The sequence below is a fragment of the Streptomyces sp. NPDC001514 genome (genome assembly GCF_053597075.1).
This window is the reverse complement of sequence record NZ_JBSFHO010000033.1, coordinates 40,086-56,301: the sequence shown is the minus strand read 5'-3', so window position 1 is coordinate 56,301 and position 16,216 is coordinate 40,086. Positions and strand designations below refer to the sequence as shown.

General features: G+C 70.8%; 14 protein-coding genes. 6 read left to right on the top strand and 8 right to left on the bottom strand.

The window, feature by feature from the left end:
* Positions 1–20 precede the first annotated feature (20 nt).
* The gene (locus ACWCXB_RS28695; RefSeq protein ID WP_450726656.1) at positions 21–782 is read right to left on the bottom strand and encodes an SDR family NAD(P)-dependent oxidoreductase; all 762 of its coding nucleotides are present in this window, start codon (positions 780–782) and stop codon (positions 21–23) included.
* 153 nt (positions 783–935) lie between these two features.
* On the opposite strand from ACWCXB_RS28695, the gene ACWCXB_RS28690 reads away from it, so the two are divergent.
* On the top strand, positions 936–1,544 hold the full coding sequence (locus ACWCXB_RS28690) for a TetR/AcrR family transcriptional regulator (protein ID WP_450726655.1): 609 nt from the start codon (positions 936–938) through the stop codon (positions 1,542–1,544).
* A 561-nt stretch (positions 1,545–2,105) separates the two neighbouring features.
* On the opposite strand, the gene ACWCXB_RS28685 is transcribed toward ACWCXB_RS28690, so the two are convergent.
* Positions 2,106–3,221 (bottom strand): NAD(P)H-dependent flavin oxidoreductase, encoded by a 1,116-nt coding sequence (locus ACWCXB_RS28685; RefSeq protein ID WP_450726654.1) that lies wholly within the window; start codon positions 3,219–3,221, stop codon positions 2,106–2,108.
* 58 nt (positions 3,222–3,279) lie between these two features.
* Positions 3,280–3,888, bottom strand: a complete 609-nt coding sequence (locus ACWCXB_RS28680) for a flavodoxin family protein (protein WP_450726690.1) — start codon at positions 3,886–3,888, stop codon at positions 3,280–3,282.
* A gap of 120 nt (positions 3,889–4,008) precedes the next feature.
* Here ACWCXB_RS28680 and ACWCXB_RS28675 point away from each other — a divergent pair, with 120 nt between their 5' ends.
* Positions 4,009–4,602 carry a TetR/AcrR family transcriptional regulator gene (locus ACWCXB_RS28675; protein WP_450726653.1) on the top strand — a complete coding sequence of 198 codons (594 nt, stop codon included), beginning with the start codon at positions 4,009–4,011 and terminating at the stop codon, positions 4,600–4,602.
* A gap of 243 nt (positions 4,603–4,845) precedes the next feature.
* Here the strand turns inward: ACWCXB_RS28675 and ACWCXB_RS28670 are convergent, their stop codons facing one another.
* Positions 4,846–6,243, bottom strand: a complete 1,398-nt coding sequence (locus ACWCXB_RS28670) for an alpha/beta fold hydrolase (protein WP_450726652.1) — start codon at positions 6,241–6,243, stop codon at positions 4,846–4,848.
* A gap of 208 nt (positions 6,244–6,451) precedes the next feature.
* On the opposite strand from ACWCXB_RS28670, the gene ACWCXB_RS28665 reads away from it, so the two are divergent.
* From ACWCXB_RS28665 to ACWCXB_RS28655, 3 genes are all read left to right on the top strand, one after another.
* The gene (locus tag ACWCXB_RS28665; RefSeq protein WP_450726651.1) at positions 6,452–7,438 is read left to right on the top strand and encodes an ArsR/SmtB family transcription factor; all 987 of its coding nucleotides are present in this window, start codon (positions 6,452–6,454) and stop codon (positions 7,436–7,438) included.
* A 177-nt stretch (positions 7,439–7,615) separates the two neighbouring features.
* Positions 7,616–8,314: a L,D-transpeptidase gene (locus ACWCXB_RS28660; protein WP_450726650.1), complete on the top strand. Its 699-nt coding sequence runs from the start codon at positions 7,616–7,618 to the stop codon at positions 8,312–8,314.
* A 210-nt stretch (positions 8,315–8,524) separates the two neighbouring features.
* Positions 8,525–10,552: a PA14 domain-containing protein gene (locus tag ACWCXB_RS28655; protein ID WP_450726649.1), complete on the top strand. Its 2,028-nt coding sequence runs from the start codon at positions 8,525–8,527 to the stop codon at positions 10,550–10,552.
* A 135-nt stretch (positions 10,553–10,687) separates the two neighbouring features.
* Here ACWCXB_RS28655 and ACWCXB_RS28650 read toward each other — a convergent pair whose 3' ends face one another.
* The 3 genes from ACWCXB_RS28650 to ACWCXB_RS28640 are packed head-to-tail and all read right to left on the bottom strand — an operon-like array spanning position 10,688 to position 12,374.
* Positions 10,688–11,659 carry an NAD(P)-dependent alcohol dehydrogenase gene (locus tag ACWCXB_RS28650; protein WP_450726648.1) on the bottom strand — a complete coding sequence of 324 codons (972 nt, stop codon included), beginning with the start codon at positions 11,657–11,659 and terminating at the stop codon, positions 10,688–10,690.
* Positions 11,656–11,952 (bottom strand): helix-turn-helix transcriptional regulator, encoded by a 297-nt coding sequence (locus ACWCXB_RS28645; RefSeq protein WP_450726647.1) that lies wholly within the window; start codon positions 11,950–11,952, stop codon positions 11,656–11,658. The genes ACWCXB_RS28650 and ACWCXB_RS28645 overlap by 4 nt, the downstream gene beginning before the upstream one ends.
* Positions 11,946–12,374 (bottom strand): hypothetical protein, encoded by a 429-nt coding sequence (locus ACWCXB_RS28640; protein ID WP_450726646.1) that lies wholly within the window; start codon positions 12,372–12,374, stop codon positions 11,946–11,948. The genes ACWCXB_RS28645 and ACWCXB_RS28640 overlap by 7 nt, the downstream gene beginning before the upstream one ends.
* A gap of 672 nt (positions 12,375–13,046) precedes the next feature.
* Here ACWCXB_RS28640 and ACWCXB_RS28635 point away from each other — a divergent pair.
* Positions 13,047–13,793 carry a CAP domain-containing protein gene (locus ACWCXB_RS28635; protein WP_450726645.1) on the top strand — a complete coding sequence of 249 codons (747 nt, stop codon included), beginning with the start codon at positions 13,047–13,049 and terminating at the stop codon, positions 13,791–13,793.
* A 133-nt stretch (positions 13,794–13,926) separates the two neighbouring features.
* Here the strand turns inward: ACWCXB_RS28635 and ACWCXB_RS28630 are convergent, their stop codons facing one another.
* On the bottom strand, positions 13,927–15,885 hold the full coding sequence (locus ACWCXB_RS28630; RefSeq protein ID WP_450726689.1) for a sensor histidine kinase: 1,959 nt from the start codon (positions 15,883–15,885) through the stop codon (positions 13,927–13,929).
* Positions 15,886–16,216: the final 331 nt, after the last annotated feature.

Genomic DNA, 16,216 nt, shown 5'->3' with positions numbered 1-16,216 from the left:
GTTGGCCACGGACTTGGTGTTCAGGCCTGCTCGGTGGGGCGTACGAGCAGTTCGGCGACGGCCACGTGCCGGGGGCGGGTGACGATGTAGCCGACGGTATCGGCGATGTCCTGGCTCTGCAGCCGCTCGATGTCGCCCAGGGCGGCGACGATGTGCTGCTGGATGGCGGCCGGGTTGTGCGTGCGCAGTTCGGTGTCGACGCTGCCCGGCTCGATGACGGACACGCGGACGTGTTGCCGTGCCAGTTCCTGACGCAGTGCCTCGCTGAAGGCACCGACGCCGAACTTGGTGGCGCTGTACACGGCGGACATGGCGTAGGCGTTGCGGCCGGCGAGCGAGCCGATGTTGACGATGTCGGCGACCTGACGCGGCTCCTCGGCGGCGGCCTTGACCAGGTGGGGGACGGCCGCGTGGGCGGTGTACATCAGGCCCATGAGGTTGATGTCGATCATGCGCCGCCAGTCGTTCAGGTCCGCACCGGGCGCGGGCCCGAGCAGCATGAGGCCGGCGTTGTTGACCAGCGTGTCCAGACGGCCCAGGCCCTCGACGGTCCGCTCGACCGCTTCCGCGGCGGCCTGGGCCGTGGTGATGTCGGCGGGCACGACCAGGGCCTTTCCACCGGCGCCGGTGATTTCCGCGGCGAGGTCGGTGAGCCGGTCCTCGCGCCGGCCGACCAGGGCCACGGAGGCGCCCTCGCGGGCAAGCTCCAACGCGGTGGCGTGGCCGATACCGCTGGATGCTCCGGTGACCAGGGCGACGGTTCCTTCAAGACGACGATTCATGGGTTCAAGCCTTTCGATGAACGGCCACGCTGCTGCGGGCCGTACGGAATGCCGTACGGGATGCCGTACGGGATAGGGGGAGGACGGCCCTATGGGTGTGGGCCGTACGGGGGTGGAGGCCGCTCGAGGCAGGGCCGAGGGCACAATGGGGAAGTGAGCAGCACTGGGCAGAAGACCACCGACAGCACGCGTCGAGAGACCAAGACCGAGGGAGAACTACCGCCTCGCGAACGCCTGGTCCGGGCCGCGTCGCGGCTGTTCTACTACGAGGGCGTCCGCGCGATCGGCGTGGAGCGGCTGATCGCCGAGGCCGGGGTGACGAAGGCGACCTTCTACCGGCACTTCGCCTCCAAGGACGACCTGGTCGTGGCCTACCTGCTGACCAAGGACGCCTACTACCGTGAGGTGGCCGAACCACTGGCCGCCGGGCACCCGCCCGCGGAGGCGATCGACCTGATCTTCGCGGCCATCGCCGAGCACGCCCGCGAGCGCGGCTTTCGCGGATCGCCGTTCATGAACGCGGCCGCCGAGTACCCGGACGCCGACCATCCTGTCCGTGGCCTGGTGACGTCCCATCGGGACTGGATCCGCACCCTCTTCCAGGATCTGCTCACCCGGCTCGGCCACGCCGACCCGGAGTCGGCCGCCGGTGCGCTGCTGATGCTGTACGACGGCGCGATGGCCGCCGGCTACCTGGACGACTCGACGGCCGCCCACAAGACCCTGCTGAACGCGGTCCGGCTCATCCGATCTGACGGCTGACCCCGTCGGGGCCGCGCGAATCAGCGGCCCTCTGCGGGGCCCCGGCCAGGCCGGGGCGCGGGTTGCTTTCATAGAACTCTTTGATCTCTCTTCGACGTGCACCGGGGACCCCTGGCAGGTTCTCTGCCTGGAGGCAGTCCCACCCCGGAAGGCCGAGAGGCCATTCCCCAAGGGGTAGGAAGACCGGTCGCTCTACCTCTCGAAGATAGCCCCCCTCGGCGTTCGCGCGCCACTGGTCGACCCGTTTGTGGGATCCCTCACCGGTCCGCCGCCGGCTCTCGCCACCGCCCAGAGAGCCATCCATGACCCCGCTGACCGGCCTCGTGCCAGCCGGACCGTCTCGGTTTCCGTCTCATTCAGCGACGTTCACCGCCGTTCAGGCGGGCCCATCAGCGGAGGCCGCCCATGAACGCAGGTGAACGGCCCATGGCCGCACCCCTCGCCCACACCGCCACCGCCCACCAGGGCAGACGAAAGGCCCCGGCCGATCATGGTCGGGGCCTTCGTCGTATCCGTGTTCTCGGTTTCGGTGTCCGTGGCCTGCCCCGCTGCGGCTCCCCCCTAGTCGCGACCGGGTGCCAGGTGACCCAGCGCCGCCTCCGTCCCGGCGATGAGCTCGTCGAGGTAGTCGCGGGCGCCCCGCGGCCGGGTGAGCGCTGCCGCCTGCCCGGACCAGAGGTTGACGTACTCGGCCAGACCGCGTTCCGCGGCTGCGGTGCGCAGCGGGCGGGTGAGGGTGTACTGGAGCGGATAGGGCGCCAGTTCGTTCTCGTACGCCAGCGCCTCACGCGTGAAGCGATTGGGGAGGGCCCGCGCGAGCCGTCCCGAGAAGGCCCGGGTCAGTACGGTCGTATGCGCGTCGGGGCCGTGCAGCGCGGCCCGGTGGACGGCGCTTGCGCCGGACTCCTCGGTCGCCAGGAAGCCGGTGCCGATCTGCACTCCGTCCGCCCCGAGCGTCAGCGCGGCGGCGATTCCCCGGCCGTCGGCGATGCCGCCGGCGGCCACGACGGGGATCGACACGGCCCGCGCGACCTGTGGGACGAGCGAGAAGGTCCCGACGAGGGACTCGTTCACGGGGCGCAGGAACGAGCCGCGGTGCCCTCCCGCGTCACTGCCCGAGGCGACGACGGCGTCCATACCCGCCGCCTCGATCGCGAGGGCCTCCTCGACGGTGGTCGCGGTACCGACGGTCCGGATGCCTCGTCGCCGGGCCTCGTCGAGCACGCCGGCCTCGGGAATGCCCATCACGAAGCTGATCACCGGCGGCTCCGCCGCGAGCAGCGCGTCGATCTGCTCCGCGAAGCCCGGGGCGGGCGGCGGCTCCTCCAACTGGCCGGTCGGCAGCCCGAGTTCCTCGAACCAGGGGCGCAGCAGCCCGGCGTACCGGGCCATCCGGTCACGGTCGGGCGGTGCGGCGGTTTCGTCGGGGTGCGGGACCCAGAGGTTGACCGCGAAGGGCCGGGCGGTGGCCTTCCGTAGCTCGCCCACGAGTTCGCCGATCCCGTCCGGGGTGAGGATATGCCCTCCGTACGAGCCGAGCCCGCCGCCCTCGGAGACGGCGGAGGCGAGCGCCACGGACGACAGACCGCCGCCGAACGGACCCTGCACGATGGGAACTTCGAGGCCCAGCAGCTCTGCGAGCCGGCCGCGGGCCCAGGAGTGCTTCCCGGTGGTCATGACGGTCTTCCTTTCAGGCCATGGAGAGCTATTGGGGCGTTCAGGGGCTTGAGGACGTTCACAGCGCGAGGGCGAGCGCCGTACGGCCCGACACCTGCTCGAGTGCGGTCTCGGCCACCCGGCGCCCGAGGTGCTCGGCGGTCCGCAGATCCGCCCCGGACGGGGCGTCGTCCGGACCCAGGTCGGACGGCGACTGGGCCATCGCGCCGAGGAAGCCGCCGAGGCGATTGAGGTCCTCGGGGGTTCCGGTCGTGGAGTACTCACCGCCGGGCGGCAGACCCAGCGAGACCCAGTTCATGCCGTGCTGCGCGGCGAAGAGCGCGAGAGAGACCAGGACGTTCAGTTTGTCGCCGTTGACGCCGGCGGAGTTGGTGAAGCCGGCGGCGAGCTTTCCGGCCCAGCCCTGCTTCATCCAGACCGGGGCACTGGCCTCGGCGAATGCCTGGAAGACGGCGGACTGGCTGCCCATGTAGGTCGGTGTACCGAAGACGATCGCATCAGCGGCGGCCAGCGTCTCCCACAGCCGGTCGCCCACGACGGCCACGTCGCACAGCCGGGCCTGCACTCCGGGCACCGACCCGGCTCCGGCAGCGACCGCACGAGCCTGGCGGGCGGTGTGGCCGTAGCCGCTGTGGAAGGCGACGGCGATCGTGATGTTTTCGGGCATGGCGAAGTCCTCGCAGGTCAGGTAGTCGGCGGGCAGTTTTCCCACCACCTGCCGAGAAGAGTAGACGACCGGTCAACTAAAAACCACTCCGGATAGTTGACCGCCCGTATACTCGTCGGCATGGGACGGACGAGCACGGCACGGGAACGACTGCTGGATGCGGCCTGCGGCCTGATGCTGAGCCGCGGTTACGGCACGATCGGCGTCGCCGAGATCTGTGCTCGCGCGGACGTGAAGAAGGGCAGCTTCTACCACTTCTTCGAGTCGAAGCAGGCCCTGACGATCGAGGCGATCAACGCCCACTGGGCGGCCCAACGGCCCGGCTGGGTGGCGACCCTGCGCAGCGACGGGCCGGCGGAGGACCGGCTGGAACGGCTCTTCCTCGACCAGGCCACCGCCCAGCGCGCGGCGAAGACGGAGGGCGGCGCGGTCAACGGCTGTCTGTTCGGCAATCTGGCGCTGGAGCTGAGCACCCAGGACGCGGGCGTCCAGACCCGGCTGGCGGAGATCTTCGACGAGCAGATCGACCTGGTCCACGCCGCGCTGAGCGATGCGGCGGAACAGGGCACGATCCCCGCCCCGGCCGCGACCCGCACCACTGCCCGCGCGGTACTCGCCCAGCTGGAAGGCATGGTCATGTTCGCGAAGCTGGCGAACGACCCGTCCGTGCTGGACGGGCTTTGGGCGCAGACCTCCCGGCTGCTGCGGAGCTAGGCCGACCACGTCCGGCGTCACGACGTGCGTGCCGACCGGGAACTGCATCCTCCGCCACCGCCGCGCAGGGCAGCCGAGAGGCCCCGACCGATCATGGTCGGGGCCTTTCGTCGTCGCCCGTGTCGCCTTCTATGTCACCGGCCCGGTGATGGGCGTGTCCCAGGACCGCATCCGGGCCGCTCCCCGGGCTCCCACCCAGGTGATCGCGCGCTCGGCCACCCCATGGTCAGCGCCTCAGCACGGTCAGCGCCCGAGGAGGAAGTCGAACACCGCCTGACGGCCCTCGTCGCTCGCCGCCCTGCTCTGCACCGAGTGCGCGGCACCCGGCACCACCACGACCCGAGCTCGCGGCGTCAGCTTCTTCTGGTCGTACAGCCATTCCACGGGCGTCGACAGGTCCCGGTCCCCGCCGAGCAGCAGTACCGGTACGCCCGGAAGCCGGCGGTGCTCCGGCGGCAGCGGCGGCGCCGGCGTGCGCGGCCAGTGCAGACAGCTGAGCATCGAGCCGAGGCCCGTCGCCGTGGCGGCGTCGAAGGGGCCGTAGTCGGCCGGTGTCAGCTCCGCGCCTGCCTTCTCCAGCGCCTCTTGGCGCCCTGCCACCGGGCTGTCCGACCTGCCCCACGGATAGCGCCCGTCCAGGCACAGCGTCGAGGCGTGCAGCCCCTGGCTCAGCTCCTCCGCGGTCGCCGCGCTTCCCTGCCGTACACCCGCGATCAGGCCCTGCAGCAGTGCGGGATCGCCGGCCGCCGCCTTGTGCAGGGCGTCGATCATCGCCGCATAGTCCGGGTCCACGAAACCCCAGGTGGTCAGCGCGTCCAGCACATCGACGCCGTTGTCGTACGTGTCCACCACCTTGGCCAGATCCGCTGCCGGGTCCGTATGGCAGCCGATCGCCTCGCAGGCCGCCGTCAGCACACGCGGCGCCGCTCGCATGGCGGCGCGGTCCATCGGGTCGTAACCGGTCTGCGGCACCACCGAATCCAGTACCAGCCGCGCCACGTGCTGCGGGTACGCCAGGGCGTACCGTTCGGCGGTGTACGTGCCGTACGAGACACCGTCGAGCGTCATTTTCCGCACGCCCAGCGCCCTGCGCAGCAGCTCCAGGTCGGCGACCGTGTCACTCGTGCTGTAGAAGCGGCGGTCAGGACCGATGGCCGCGGCGCAGTCCGTCACCGCCCGCACGGTGGGCGGCGTGAGGTCGGACGACCCCATCTCCTTCTGCAGCTGCGGGCATTGGAGCGCATCGGTGCCGGTGCCGCGCTGGTCGATCATGACGAGGCGGTAGTCCTTCAGCAACGGCGCCAGCTTCTTGCTCAGCCGTTCCACGAACGGCACACCCGGCTGCCCCGGACCGCCCGTCAGGAACAGCAGCACGCCCTTCGGGGCCTTCGCGTTGTCCGCCATCGCGACCTTCAGGCCCAGCCGGTCCGGCACGCCGCCGCTGTGGTCGAGCGGGACCGTCAGCGTGGCGCAGCTGAAGCCCTCCAGGCCGGGGCAGGCCGCGGCGCCGGAGAGTCCCCCGCTCCCCCCGGCCGACGCCGCGGCTGCCCGGTCCTGCGCCGTCGACGTGCACGTCCCCGAGAGCATCAGCACGCCGGCGGCGGCCAGCGCGACCTTCGCCAGCGCTCCGGGACGCCGCAACGCCCGTACCTTCTCGCCCCTCTGCGTTCCCCGCATCCCCCACATGCCCTGCAGCCCCCCGTGTCCCTCGCGCCTCTGCGGCCCCTCGTCCCCGTCGGCCACCAGAGTGCGCCGAGCAGGCCCACTACGGCGAGCTTCCGTGCCACGATTCGAGCAGGTTCGAAGGGACATGGGGCAAGAGACACGGGACAGGGGACAGCGGAGGGCCGTGATCGAACTCACCGTGGACGCCACCGGGCTGGCCCGCTCCCGCTTCGCGGTCTCGCCCTTGCACGAGGTCGCGGCGACGCTGCTGCCATGGGGCCTGTGCCCGGGCTCGGACGCCGATCCGTGGGTCACGCTCGCCCGGCGCGTGCTGCGCCGGGCGCGGCTGCCGCTGCTGTCGGAGCTGGCCCTGGACGGCGGCGGCTATGTGCCGGACTTCCTCAGTCCGCATCCGTCCGGGCCCTCGCCCACCGTCGAGGAGGAACTGGAGCGGGTCCGGTCCACCCCGCCCGAGCGCGTCCTCGGCGAGCTGGAGGCGCTGCGCGACGGCCGCCCGTGCAACGGCCTGGCCGGATCGGAACTGCCCCCGGAGGTGCGGCGGGCGATGGCCCGGGGCGGCGGGTACGTCGCCCGGCAGGCCGCGGAGGAACTGCGGCGCTACTGGGACCTGGCCTTCGCCCCGCACTGGGAGGCCGCGAAGGCCGCCCTCGAATCGGAGGTCGACCGGTGCGCCGGAGTGCTGGCCCGGCGCGGCGCGGCCGGGCTCTTCAACTCACTGCACCCCGGCATCCGGTGGGCCGACGGCACGCTGCGCGTCGACAGTCGGTTCACGGTGGAGTTGGCCGTGCCCCTGGTGGTCGTGGTGCCGTCGCTGGTGGCGGCGGGGCCGGGCGTGGCCGTTGACCCGGTGCGGGACGGACGGAGGCCGCCGATGGTGGCCTATCCCGTGCGCGACAGGGCCACCGCGCCGACGATCCCCTCCGCCGAGCTGGCCAGGCTGCTCGGACCCACCCGCGCCGGGCTGCTCGCAGCGCTGGCGCGACCGACTTCCACCGCGCAGCTCGCGGCACATCACTTCCTCAGTCCCGCTACGGTGTCGTACCACCTGGGCGTCCTGCACCGGGCGGGTCTCGTCGCCCGCGCCCGGTCCGGACGGGCGGTGCTCTATCGCCGCACGCCGGCGGGTTCCCGGCTGGCGGGAAGCCGGTAGACACGGCCGGCGGTGCCGCCGCCCGTTCACCGGACCTCGTGCGCCCCGGCCGTCGGTCGCGGCCGTTACGAAACCGTCCCCTCCCCGCGTGCAACTGCTGCGCACCCTCCGCTGTCTACCAGGCGGAACTCAACACCACGCTCACCGCAGCCGCACGGACATGAGGAGTCGACAGCAGTGGGGGACACACGCCGACGAGGAGTCGTCGCACTCGGGATCGCCGCACTGGTGGCGCCGCTCACGCTCGCCATGGGCAGCACGACCGCTCAGGCGGCGACCTCGTGCACGACGCAGACCGGGCCGTACCAGAGGCAGGTCGAGGGGTTCCTCGGGCTCCCGGTGGACGGGAGGCAGTCGGCCACGGACTGCAAGGCGATCCAGGCATTCCAGACGAAGCACTCGATCAGCCCGAACGCCGGGCTGGCGGGGCCCATCACCTGGGGCGTCATGGATCTGATGAACAAGCAGAAAGCCGTCGGGAAGAACCCGAACAAGGCCGGCAAGTGCCCGACGAACAAGGGCCGTATCGCCTGCGTCGACCTGACGCTCCAACTGAGCTGGATCCAGGACGGCACGAAGCTGGTGTACGGACCGGTCGCGGTGCGGACCGGGCGTGACGGGCACGAGACCCGCACCGGGCTGAAGAAGATCTACTGGCGGCACATCGACCACGTGTCCAGCCTGTACAAGGTGCCGATGCCGTACAGCCAGTTCTTCGACGGCGGCCAGGCCTTCCACTCGGTCGGCATCAGCGTGTGGGCTCCGCCCGGGTCGCACGGGTGCGTGAACATGACCAGGACCAACGCCGCCGCGTACTGGAACCTGCTCCGCAACGGCGACGACGTCTTCGTCTACGGCCGCAAGCCCGGGACCTGAGAAACGCACGGCTCCGCGGTCCGCCATGCCCTTCGTCGCCCGCTCGAAGTGGCCGACCCACACCCTCGCCGAGGGCAACGGCAGGAGAGCGTCACTCGTCGCGGCGCCCGGTGGTGAGGGCACACCGGAGCGCCCGATTCCGGCGCGGTGAAAGGGATTTTGCGGGCCGCCGGGCATATGCCATGCTGCTCCTCCTCCGGGGAGGGGATCATGAACATATTCACGGGGAGCGGTCGCATTCGGCGCCGCCGCGCCACCGGCAGAGCGGTCGGGACAGCCCTCGCGGCGGCAGCCGCGTGCCTCGCGTTGCCCGCATCCGGCGCGGAGGCGGCAACCACCTGCGCCGCCGGGGTCTGGAAAGCGTCGTACTACGCGAACACCACGTTCGCCGGGACCCCTAGGGGGACCGTGTGCGACTCCGCGATCAGCGAGAGCTACGGCACCGGGGACCCGGCGGGCGTCACGCTGCCGCGCGACAACTTCGGAGTCCGCTGGACGATGACCCGCGACTTCGGTTCCGGCGGGCCCTTCACCTTCAGCGTGGCCGTCCAGGACGCCGTCCGCGTCTACCTGGACGGCACCCGCAAGATCGACCTGTGGTCCAACGTCTCGTCGACCCGCAGCAAGACCGTCTACGTCACCGTTCCCAAGGGCACCCACACCATCCGCGTCGACTTCGCCGCCTTCACCGGCAGCGCGAACGTCAAATTCGGCTACGCGCCCAGGACCTCGGCCACCGTCGACAGGACCGCCCCGCTCGCCCCGACCGGCGCGAAGGTCGTGTACGACAAGGTCACCAGCAAGGCCACGTTCACCTGGGCGAGGAACAAGGAGATGGATCTCGCCGGGTACAAGGTGTACCTGCGCAGGCCGGGCACCAGCACCCTGGTGGTGCGGACGACCGCCACTTCCTACACGACGACGCTGCCCGCCACCGGTGCGGTCTACCGCTTCGGCGTCGACGCCGTGGACATCGCGGGGAACACATCGTCCTCCGCCATCGATCTGCCGGTCACGACCGTCGACCGGACGGCTCCGCCGGCGCCCACGGGCCTGACGGCGGCCGACAGCCAGTGGGACGTCACCCTGGGCTGGAAGGCGAGCGAGACGGACTCCACCTTCAGGGTGTACCGGGCCGACGCGGCCACCGGGCCGTACGCCCTCGTCGGAACGACGAAGGCGACGGCGCTGGGCCTCACCGACGTCCCGTACAGCACGGCGCGCTACTACAAGGTGACCGCCACCGACGCCTCGGGCAACACATCGGCGGCGTCCGCCGTGCTGGCCTACACCCGGCCCACGGCGGTTCCCCGGATCTACCACGCCGAGAACAACGAGGCGGACACCGGTATCCGCCTGCTCTGGGAAGCACGCGTGAACGCCGGCACGACGGGGTTCCGCGTCTACCGTTCCGAGCCCGCATCGGCCGACCCCTCCTGGCACGCCGTCACGTGCGAGGACTTCGGGCAGGGCGGCTCGACCCCGTACGTGCAGGTCCACTACTGCACGGATCACACGGCGGTCGCCAGGACCGCGTACGAGTACGCGGTGACGTCGGTCGACGCCCAGGGGCGTGAGTCGGAGCGGTCCGCTCCGTATGCGATCTCGCGCGTGGACAGGACGCCCCCGCCCGCCGTCACCGGGGTGACGGCCAAGGCCACGCCCTACGGTGTGGTGCTGGACTGGGATCCCAGCACGGCCCCCGACATCGCCAAGTTCGTCATCCGCAGGGAGCCGGTGGAGAAGCTTCCCTGCTGGTGCAATCTGGCCGAGGTCGACGCCGGCACCACCCACTTCGTGGACACGGAACTGCCGGACGGAGAGACCCTGACCTACTCCGTGGATGCCGTGGACACCTCGGGGAACTCCCTCTACACGCTGTACCTGAACCCGGAGAGCATGACGTTCGCCGAGGTGACGGAACTGGACCTGACCCCGTCCGTCGACACTCCGGCGGGCGCACCGCTCGGTCTCACCGCCACGGCCGCGGATTCGGGCCGGGCGGTGGAGCTGGGCTGGGACGCGGTCGGGGAGGCGACCGGTTACCGCGTCCACCGCTGGAACCACGACGCCGGGGCGTACGAGCAGCTGACGGCGGAGCCGGTCACCGGTCTCTCCTACACGGACACCACGGCCGCCACCGGTACGACCCACTTCTACTGGGTGACCGCCGTCCACGCCGACGGGACCGAGTCGGCCCCGGGGGACGCCTGGGCGATCCTGCAGCCCGGAAGCTGACGGCGCGACCGTCCACCGGACGGACCGAAGGCCGGACCGCTCGACGGTCCGGCCTTCGTCGTTGTCCGGTGGCGGGTTTCGTACGACCTTGCCTTCCCGGCCTGTTTCTCCACCTGCACGCGGCGGGGTCGCGCCTCACACCGTGATGACGACCTTGCCGCGTGCGTTGCCCTCCTGGACGTACCGGATCGCCTCGGGGGCCTCGCTCAGCGGGTACGTCGCGCCGACGACCGGCGCGACCTTGCCGGCCTCGATGAGTACCCGCAGGGACTGAAGGTCCTCGTGGCGCTCCACCGAGATCAGCCCGCGCAGCTTGTGGCGCACGAACGGTGACAGCATCAGCGCACGCAGGACGCGATCCGTGCCGCCGAACCACCGCCCGCCGCCCTCGCCCCCGACGATGACCAGAGTTCCCCGCGGAGTGAGGGCACGCCGGAGGAGGGACAGCGGACGGTTGCCGGCGGTGTCCACGATGAGGTCGTAGCGGCGCGCCCCGTCGGCGAAGTCCTCACGGGTGTAGTCGATGACGTCGTCCGCGCCGATCGAGCGGACCAGGTCCGTCTTGGTCGTGCTGCAGACGCCGGTGACATCCGCTCCGAACGCTTTGGCCAGTTGCACCGCGAAGGTGCCCACCCCGCCCGCCGCGCCGATGATCAGGACCTTCTGTCCCGGCTGCACCCGGCCCGCGTCGCGCAGGGCCTGGAGTGCGGTGAGCGCGGATATGGGGACGGCCGCCGCCTGCTCGAGGGTGAGATTCGGGGGCTTCGGTACGAATCTGTCCTCCGGAGCGCTCGCGTACTCGGCGAAGGAGCCTTCGCAGATGCCGAACACCTCGTCGCCCGGCCGGAACCGGGTGACCGCGGCGCCGACGGCCTCGACGCGCCCGGCGACCTCCCTGCCCCGGACGCGGACCTTGGGGGCACGGAGCCCGTAGCCCATCAGGCGCAGGAGATACGGCAGGCCGGTCATGAGGTGCCAGACGCCCGCGTCGACGGCGGCTGCGTGCACCCGTACGAGCACGTCGCCTTCGCCTGCCGACGGCTTGTCGATGTCCCTGAGCTCCAGCACGTCGGAGGAGCCGTAGGTGTCGTGCACGATGGCCTTCATGGTGTCTCTCCTTCGCTGCGTTCGCTTCCTTCGGCTCCTTGGGCCCCTTCGACCCCTTCGGTCCCTTGGCGACCTTCGCCGTCCGGGTACTGGAACACCTCGTCGAGCGGGACTCTGAACACGCGGGCGATCTGGAAGGCCATCTCGAGCGAAGGCGAGTAGCGGCCCTTCTCGATGGCGATGACGGTCTGGCGGGTCACGCCGATCCGATCCGCCAGCTCCGCCTGGGTCATCTCCCCGTGCGTGAAGCGGAGGGACCGGATCGTGTTCGTGACGCGGGTCGGCTTCACCACGGCTGGAAGCCCCACCTGTAGGCGGCGATCTTGGCCACGGAGCCGAGGACGGCGGAGAGGACGAAGGCCAGGTAGATCGCATTGGCGATCCAGAAGTGGTCCAGCTCGGCCATCGACATGCCGAGGGCCGCCACTCCGCCGATGACGACGAACGACTGCCCCGTGTACTCGCCGAACCGGGTGATCTCCCGGTCGCGCTGGTCCTTCCTGTTCGCGTCCTTGGGCGAGGCGATCGCGATCACGACTTCGAGCGCTATCGCCGCCGCGACCGCGGCGCCGACGGTCCACAGCAGCGTCGGTACGTACGACACCTCCGCGAGCGGGGTGTGCTCCGCCCGGCCGAGCACGATGGCGAGGTAGGCCGTGTACGCGGCGACCGCGACCACCCCCATGATCCATGCACGCTTCTCTTCGAAGGTCACGCCAACTCCCCCCTGTAAAGCAAACTTGACACCGAGAAGGTAAAGCCACGCGTACATGAAGTCAAGAATTCTGTACATCGACCTACCGCCCCCGCGCCCGCTCCCGCGGCCGCACCCCCGGCCGCGACAGGCCGGCGCGTACCGCCTGGGGATCCGCGGCCGGATCGTTCGCGGCGACGCCCAGCCGGCGTCTGTCTGCGGTGATCAGGGTGGACAAGATCCGGACCGCCGCGGTCACGGGTGCCTGCTTCGCGTACCGAAACCCATGGTTCCGTGACATCCGTCACGGCGGCTTATGGCACTAAGGCGGCCGAATAGTAGCGATCACCCCGGCGACATAGTGAGATTTGTCCGACTTGACGTAGACATATCTCGCACAGGATCCGAGGGCACTGGACGCCCCCTGCAACTTCGCTCGTTCCTTTTGCAAATAGGGACTTCTGACGGAGCGACAGCTCGTTCCGGAATTCCGCAAACCGGGCCAGCACGCCCATGTGCCCATTTCAAGGGCCCTCCACCGCTACGAGCGCGGGTAGTACCGACGCTCGTTGCCCTCCGCTCGGAGTGCTTCTAACAATGGCGGCCCGCAAGGCGTCCCCGCAGCTCAGGTGCAGTGTCTGCACAGAGTTTGCCGCACCGGGGATGCTCCGCGATCACCGAGTGAGGTCATGCATGAGGAAGCACCGCAGGAAGACGCACTACCGGAAGATAGCCATCGCCGTCGTCGCGCTGGGCACGGTAGGTGTGCCCTCCGTCGCCATGGCCTGCATGGATCCGCAGGAGAACCAGGACGGCGGGTCCAGGGGACAGTGGCAGAATGCGTCCGCCGATCAGCGGTGGTCGCACGACGGCGGGGACTGGAAGCAGAAGCACGGCGGCTGGGACTGGAGGCAGAAGCACAACGGGGCGGAGCAGTCCGCGCCGGCTTCGAAGACGCCCACCGCGCCCCCGAGCACCTCGAAGCCGACGGCCCCGAGCACCTCGAAGCCCACCGCTCCGAGCACTGCCGCGCCGGCCCCCACCGCCCCCGCCGCCCCCGCGTCCGGCGCCGTGGCCCGCGTCGTGCAGCTCGTCAACAGCGAGCGCAGCAAGGCCGGATGCTCGCCCGTCACCGTCAACGCGACGCTGACGAAGGCCGCTCAGGCTCACAGCGCGGACATGGCGGCCCACAAGAACATGTCGCACACGGGCTCCGACGGCTCGTCCCCGGGCGCCCGGATCACGCGTGCCGGTTACAACTGGAGCACCTACGGCGAGAACGTCGCCTACGGCTACTCCACCCCCGAGAGCGTCATGCAGGCCTGGATGACCAGCCCCGGCCACAAGGCCAACATCCTCAACTGTGAGTTCAAGGAGATCGGCGTCGGCCTCGCGCAGCCGAACGACTACTGGACCCAGGACTTCGGCACCGCCCGATAGCGGTCCCGTCAACGGACTCGCTCTGCACGGGACGAAAAGCCCCGACCGGACTCTGGTCGGGGCTTTCGTCGTGCTCCCGGTCGGTCGACCCCGGCCGGCCGCCGGCCCGTCCCCCGGCCCGGTCGGTTCCGGTTCAGCCGGCCGCCGCCGGCTGCGTCTCCGGCACTTCCACGAGAGTGGCCGGCAAGGCTACGTACGCCGTGACTCCGGCGGTACTCCCGCCCTGCCCCGCCGTGGGGCGCAGATCGACCTGGGCGCCGAGCCGGGCCGCGAGAGTACCGACGACGTAGTGGCCGAGGTAGCGGGTAGGGGCGACCAGGAAGGACTCCCGGCCCGTGAGCCGGGCGTTGGAGCGGGCCAGTTCCTCGGCGGTCATGCCGGAACCGCGATCGACGACTGCGAGGCAGTACTCACCACCGTCGCGCCAGCCGTAGATCTCGACGGGGCGCGAGGAAGGCGAGAAGACCAGCGCGTTCTCTATGAGCTCGGCGAGCAGATGGGAGAGCTCGGCGACGACCCGGCCGCGGATCCGCCCTGCCTGTACGTCGACCACGACGACGCGCTGGTACTCCTCGACCTCGGCGATCGCCGACTGCACCACCTCGGCCGCCGTCACCAGCCCCGCCCAGGTGCGCGGGGCCAGCTCCTCCCCCGCGAGCACGAGCAGCGACTCGGCATTGCGGCGCATACGGGTGGCCAGGTGATCGAGTTGGAAGAGCTCGCCGAGTGCGTCCGGATCGACCTCCTGACGCTCCAGTGCGGTGATCAGGCCGAGTTGGCGGGAGAGCAGTGCCTGATTGCGGCGGCCAAGACTGGCGAGCGATTCGGAGCTGTTGCGGCGCAGCACGGCCTGCTCGGTCGCGAGGGCGATGGCCGTGCGCTCGACGTTGTGCAGGGCGGTGGCGAGCCGGGTGAGCTCAAGGGCGCCGCCGGGCATCCGGCGGGGCGGTACGGAGACCAGCTCTTCGCCCGCCTCGGCCTCTTGGATACGGGCAACAGCTGCGGGCAGCCCGGTGCGGGCGACCGAGTCGGCCTCGTCGGCGATCGCGACGAGCGGCCGGGTGATCGAGCGGGCGGCGAGCACAACGAGTGCGGCGGCGGCTGCGAGGATCAGGACACCGAGGCCGAGGAAGCCGCCCAGCTCGCCGGTGGCCTCGTCGCCGATACGCTCCGCGCGCGTTCGGATGTCGGCACCGATCTCCCGCTGTACGCCGTGGAGCCGGTCGACGAGTGAGGTCATCGATGACCACCAGCGGCCGGGGTCCACCGTGAGGCGGCTGCCGTCGGCTCCGCCCTCGGCCTGCTTCTCGTAGCCGAGTGCGCGTCGGGCATCGCTGGTGGCGAAGGCGGCGTCGAGCGCGGACTGCTGGGCGGGGGTGGAGAGTTCGGCGAAGTGACGCAGAAAGGCCAGCCGATCCGCTCGTACCTCGGTGAAGTCGAGGAACTCGGTTCCCTTGAAGCGCCCTGTCGCGAAGACCCCGTTGAGGAAGCCGCGCTCGAGTGCGACCGCCTCGGTGGCCCTGGCGAGGGTCTGCAGGGCCCCCATCGCCTCGGCGAGGGCCCCGTCACCGCCGGCCGGTTCCGCTGCCACGGCGTCGATCAGTCCGTCGATCGCCTTGGTGTACGCGGCCAGCGTCGCGGCGCGCTCGGCAGTGCCGCTGTCGACCTGGCTGCGCACGGACACCAGCTCCGAGACCGGGGCGAGCGCCCTTCGTAAGGTCTCGGCGGTGTCCTCGCCCGCGCCATCCGCCTCCAGCAGGGAGCCGAACCCGGTGCGGGCGGTGTCGGTGCGTGTGCGCTGGGCGTCGACGTCCTCGCGGTACTCCTTGGCCCCGCCCAGCAGCCCATTGGTGAGGCCACGCTCGCGTTGCAGCTCACGCACCAGGTCCTGGGCCTCGAGAGCGAGCTCGACCCGGCCGGCGCTCTCACGTGCCAGGGACCAGTCGGCCGCCCGGTCGGCGACACCGAGGCCGGTCACGACCAGCAGCAGACAGGTGGGGACGGCGAGCACGATGGCCATACGGCCGCGGATCGTGCTCCAGGCGGGCAGGGCGGACAGTCGCGGCAGAAGGCGCCGCCGGGTGCGCTTCATCACGTCCGACGACGATAGGAACCGGCATGCCCGGCGCGGTTTCCCGGCGGTTAGAGGCTGGTTGCTCCTGATTCACAGGGCGTCGTTCCGCGCCGAGCACCGTACGCCACGTTCCCGTAACGCAGCGCTGGGCATGTCGGCTGCACGGCAGCGTCGGGGGCGTCCCTGTCGTAAGGCCGCGCCTTCAGCAGACAGGGCCGGCCGTGCCGGTGGCAATCCAGGTCTGTGGGCCTCCGGTTCCGGGTTCGAATAAGAAATTGTCCGGGCGCGGTTGCCGCCCTACGGTTGACGCCGTGACTGCCGGGTCGGCCTTGGGCCAAGAGCGAGTGGG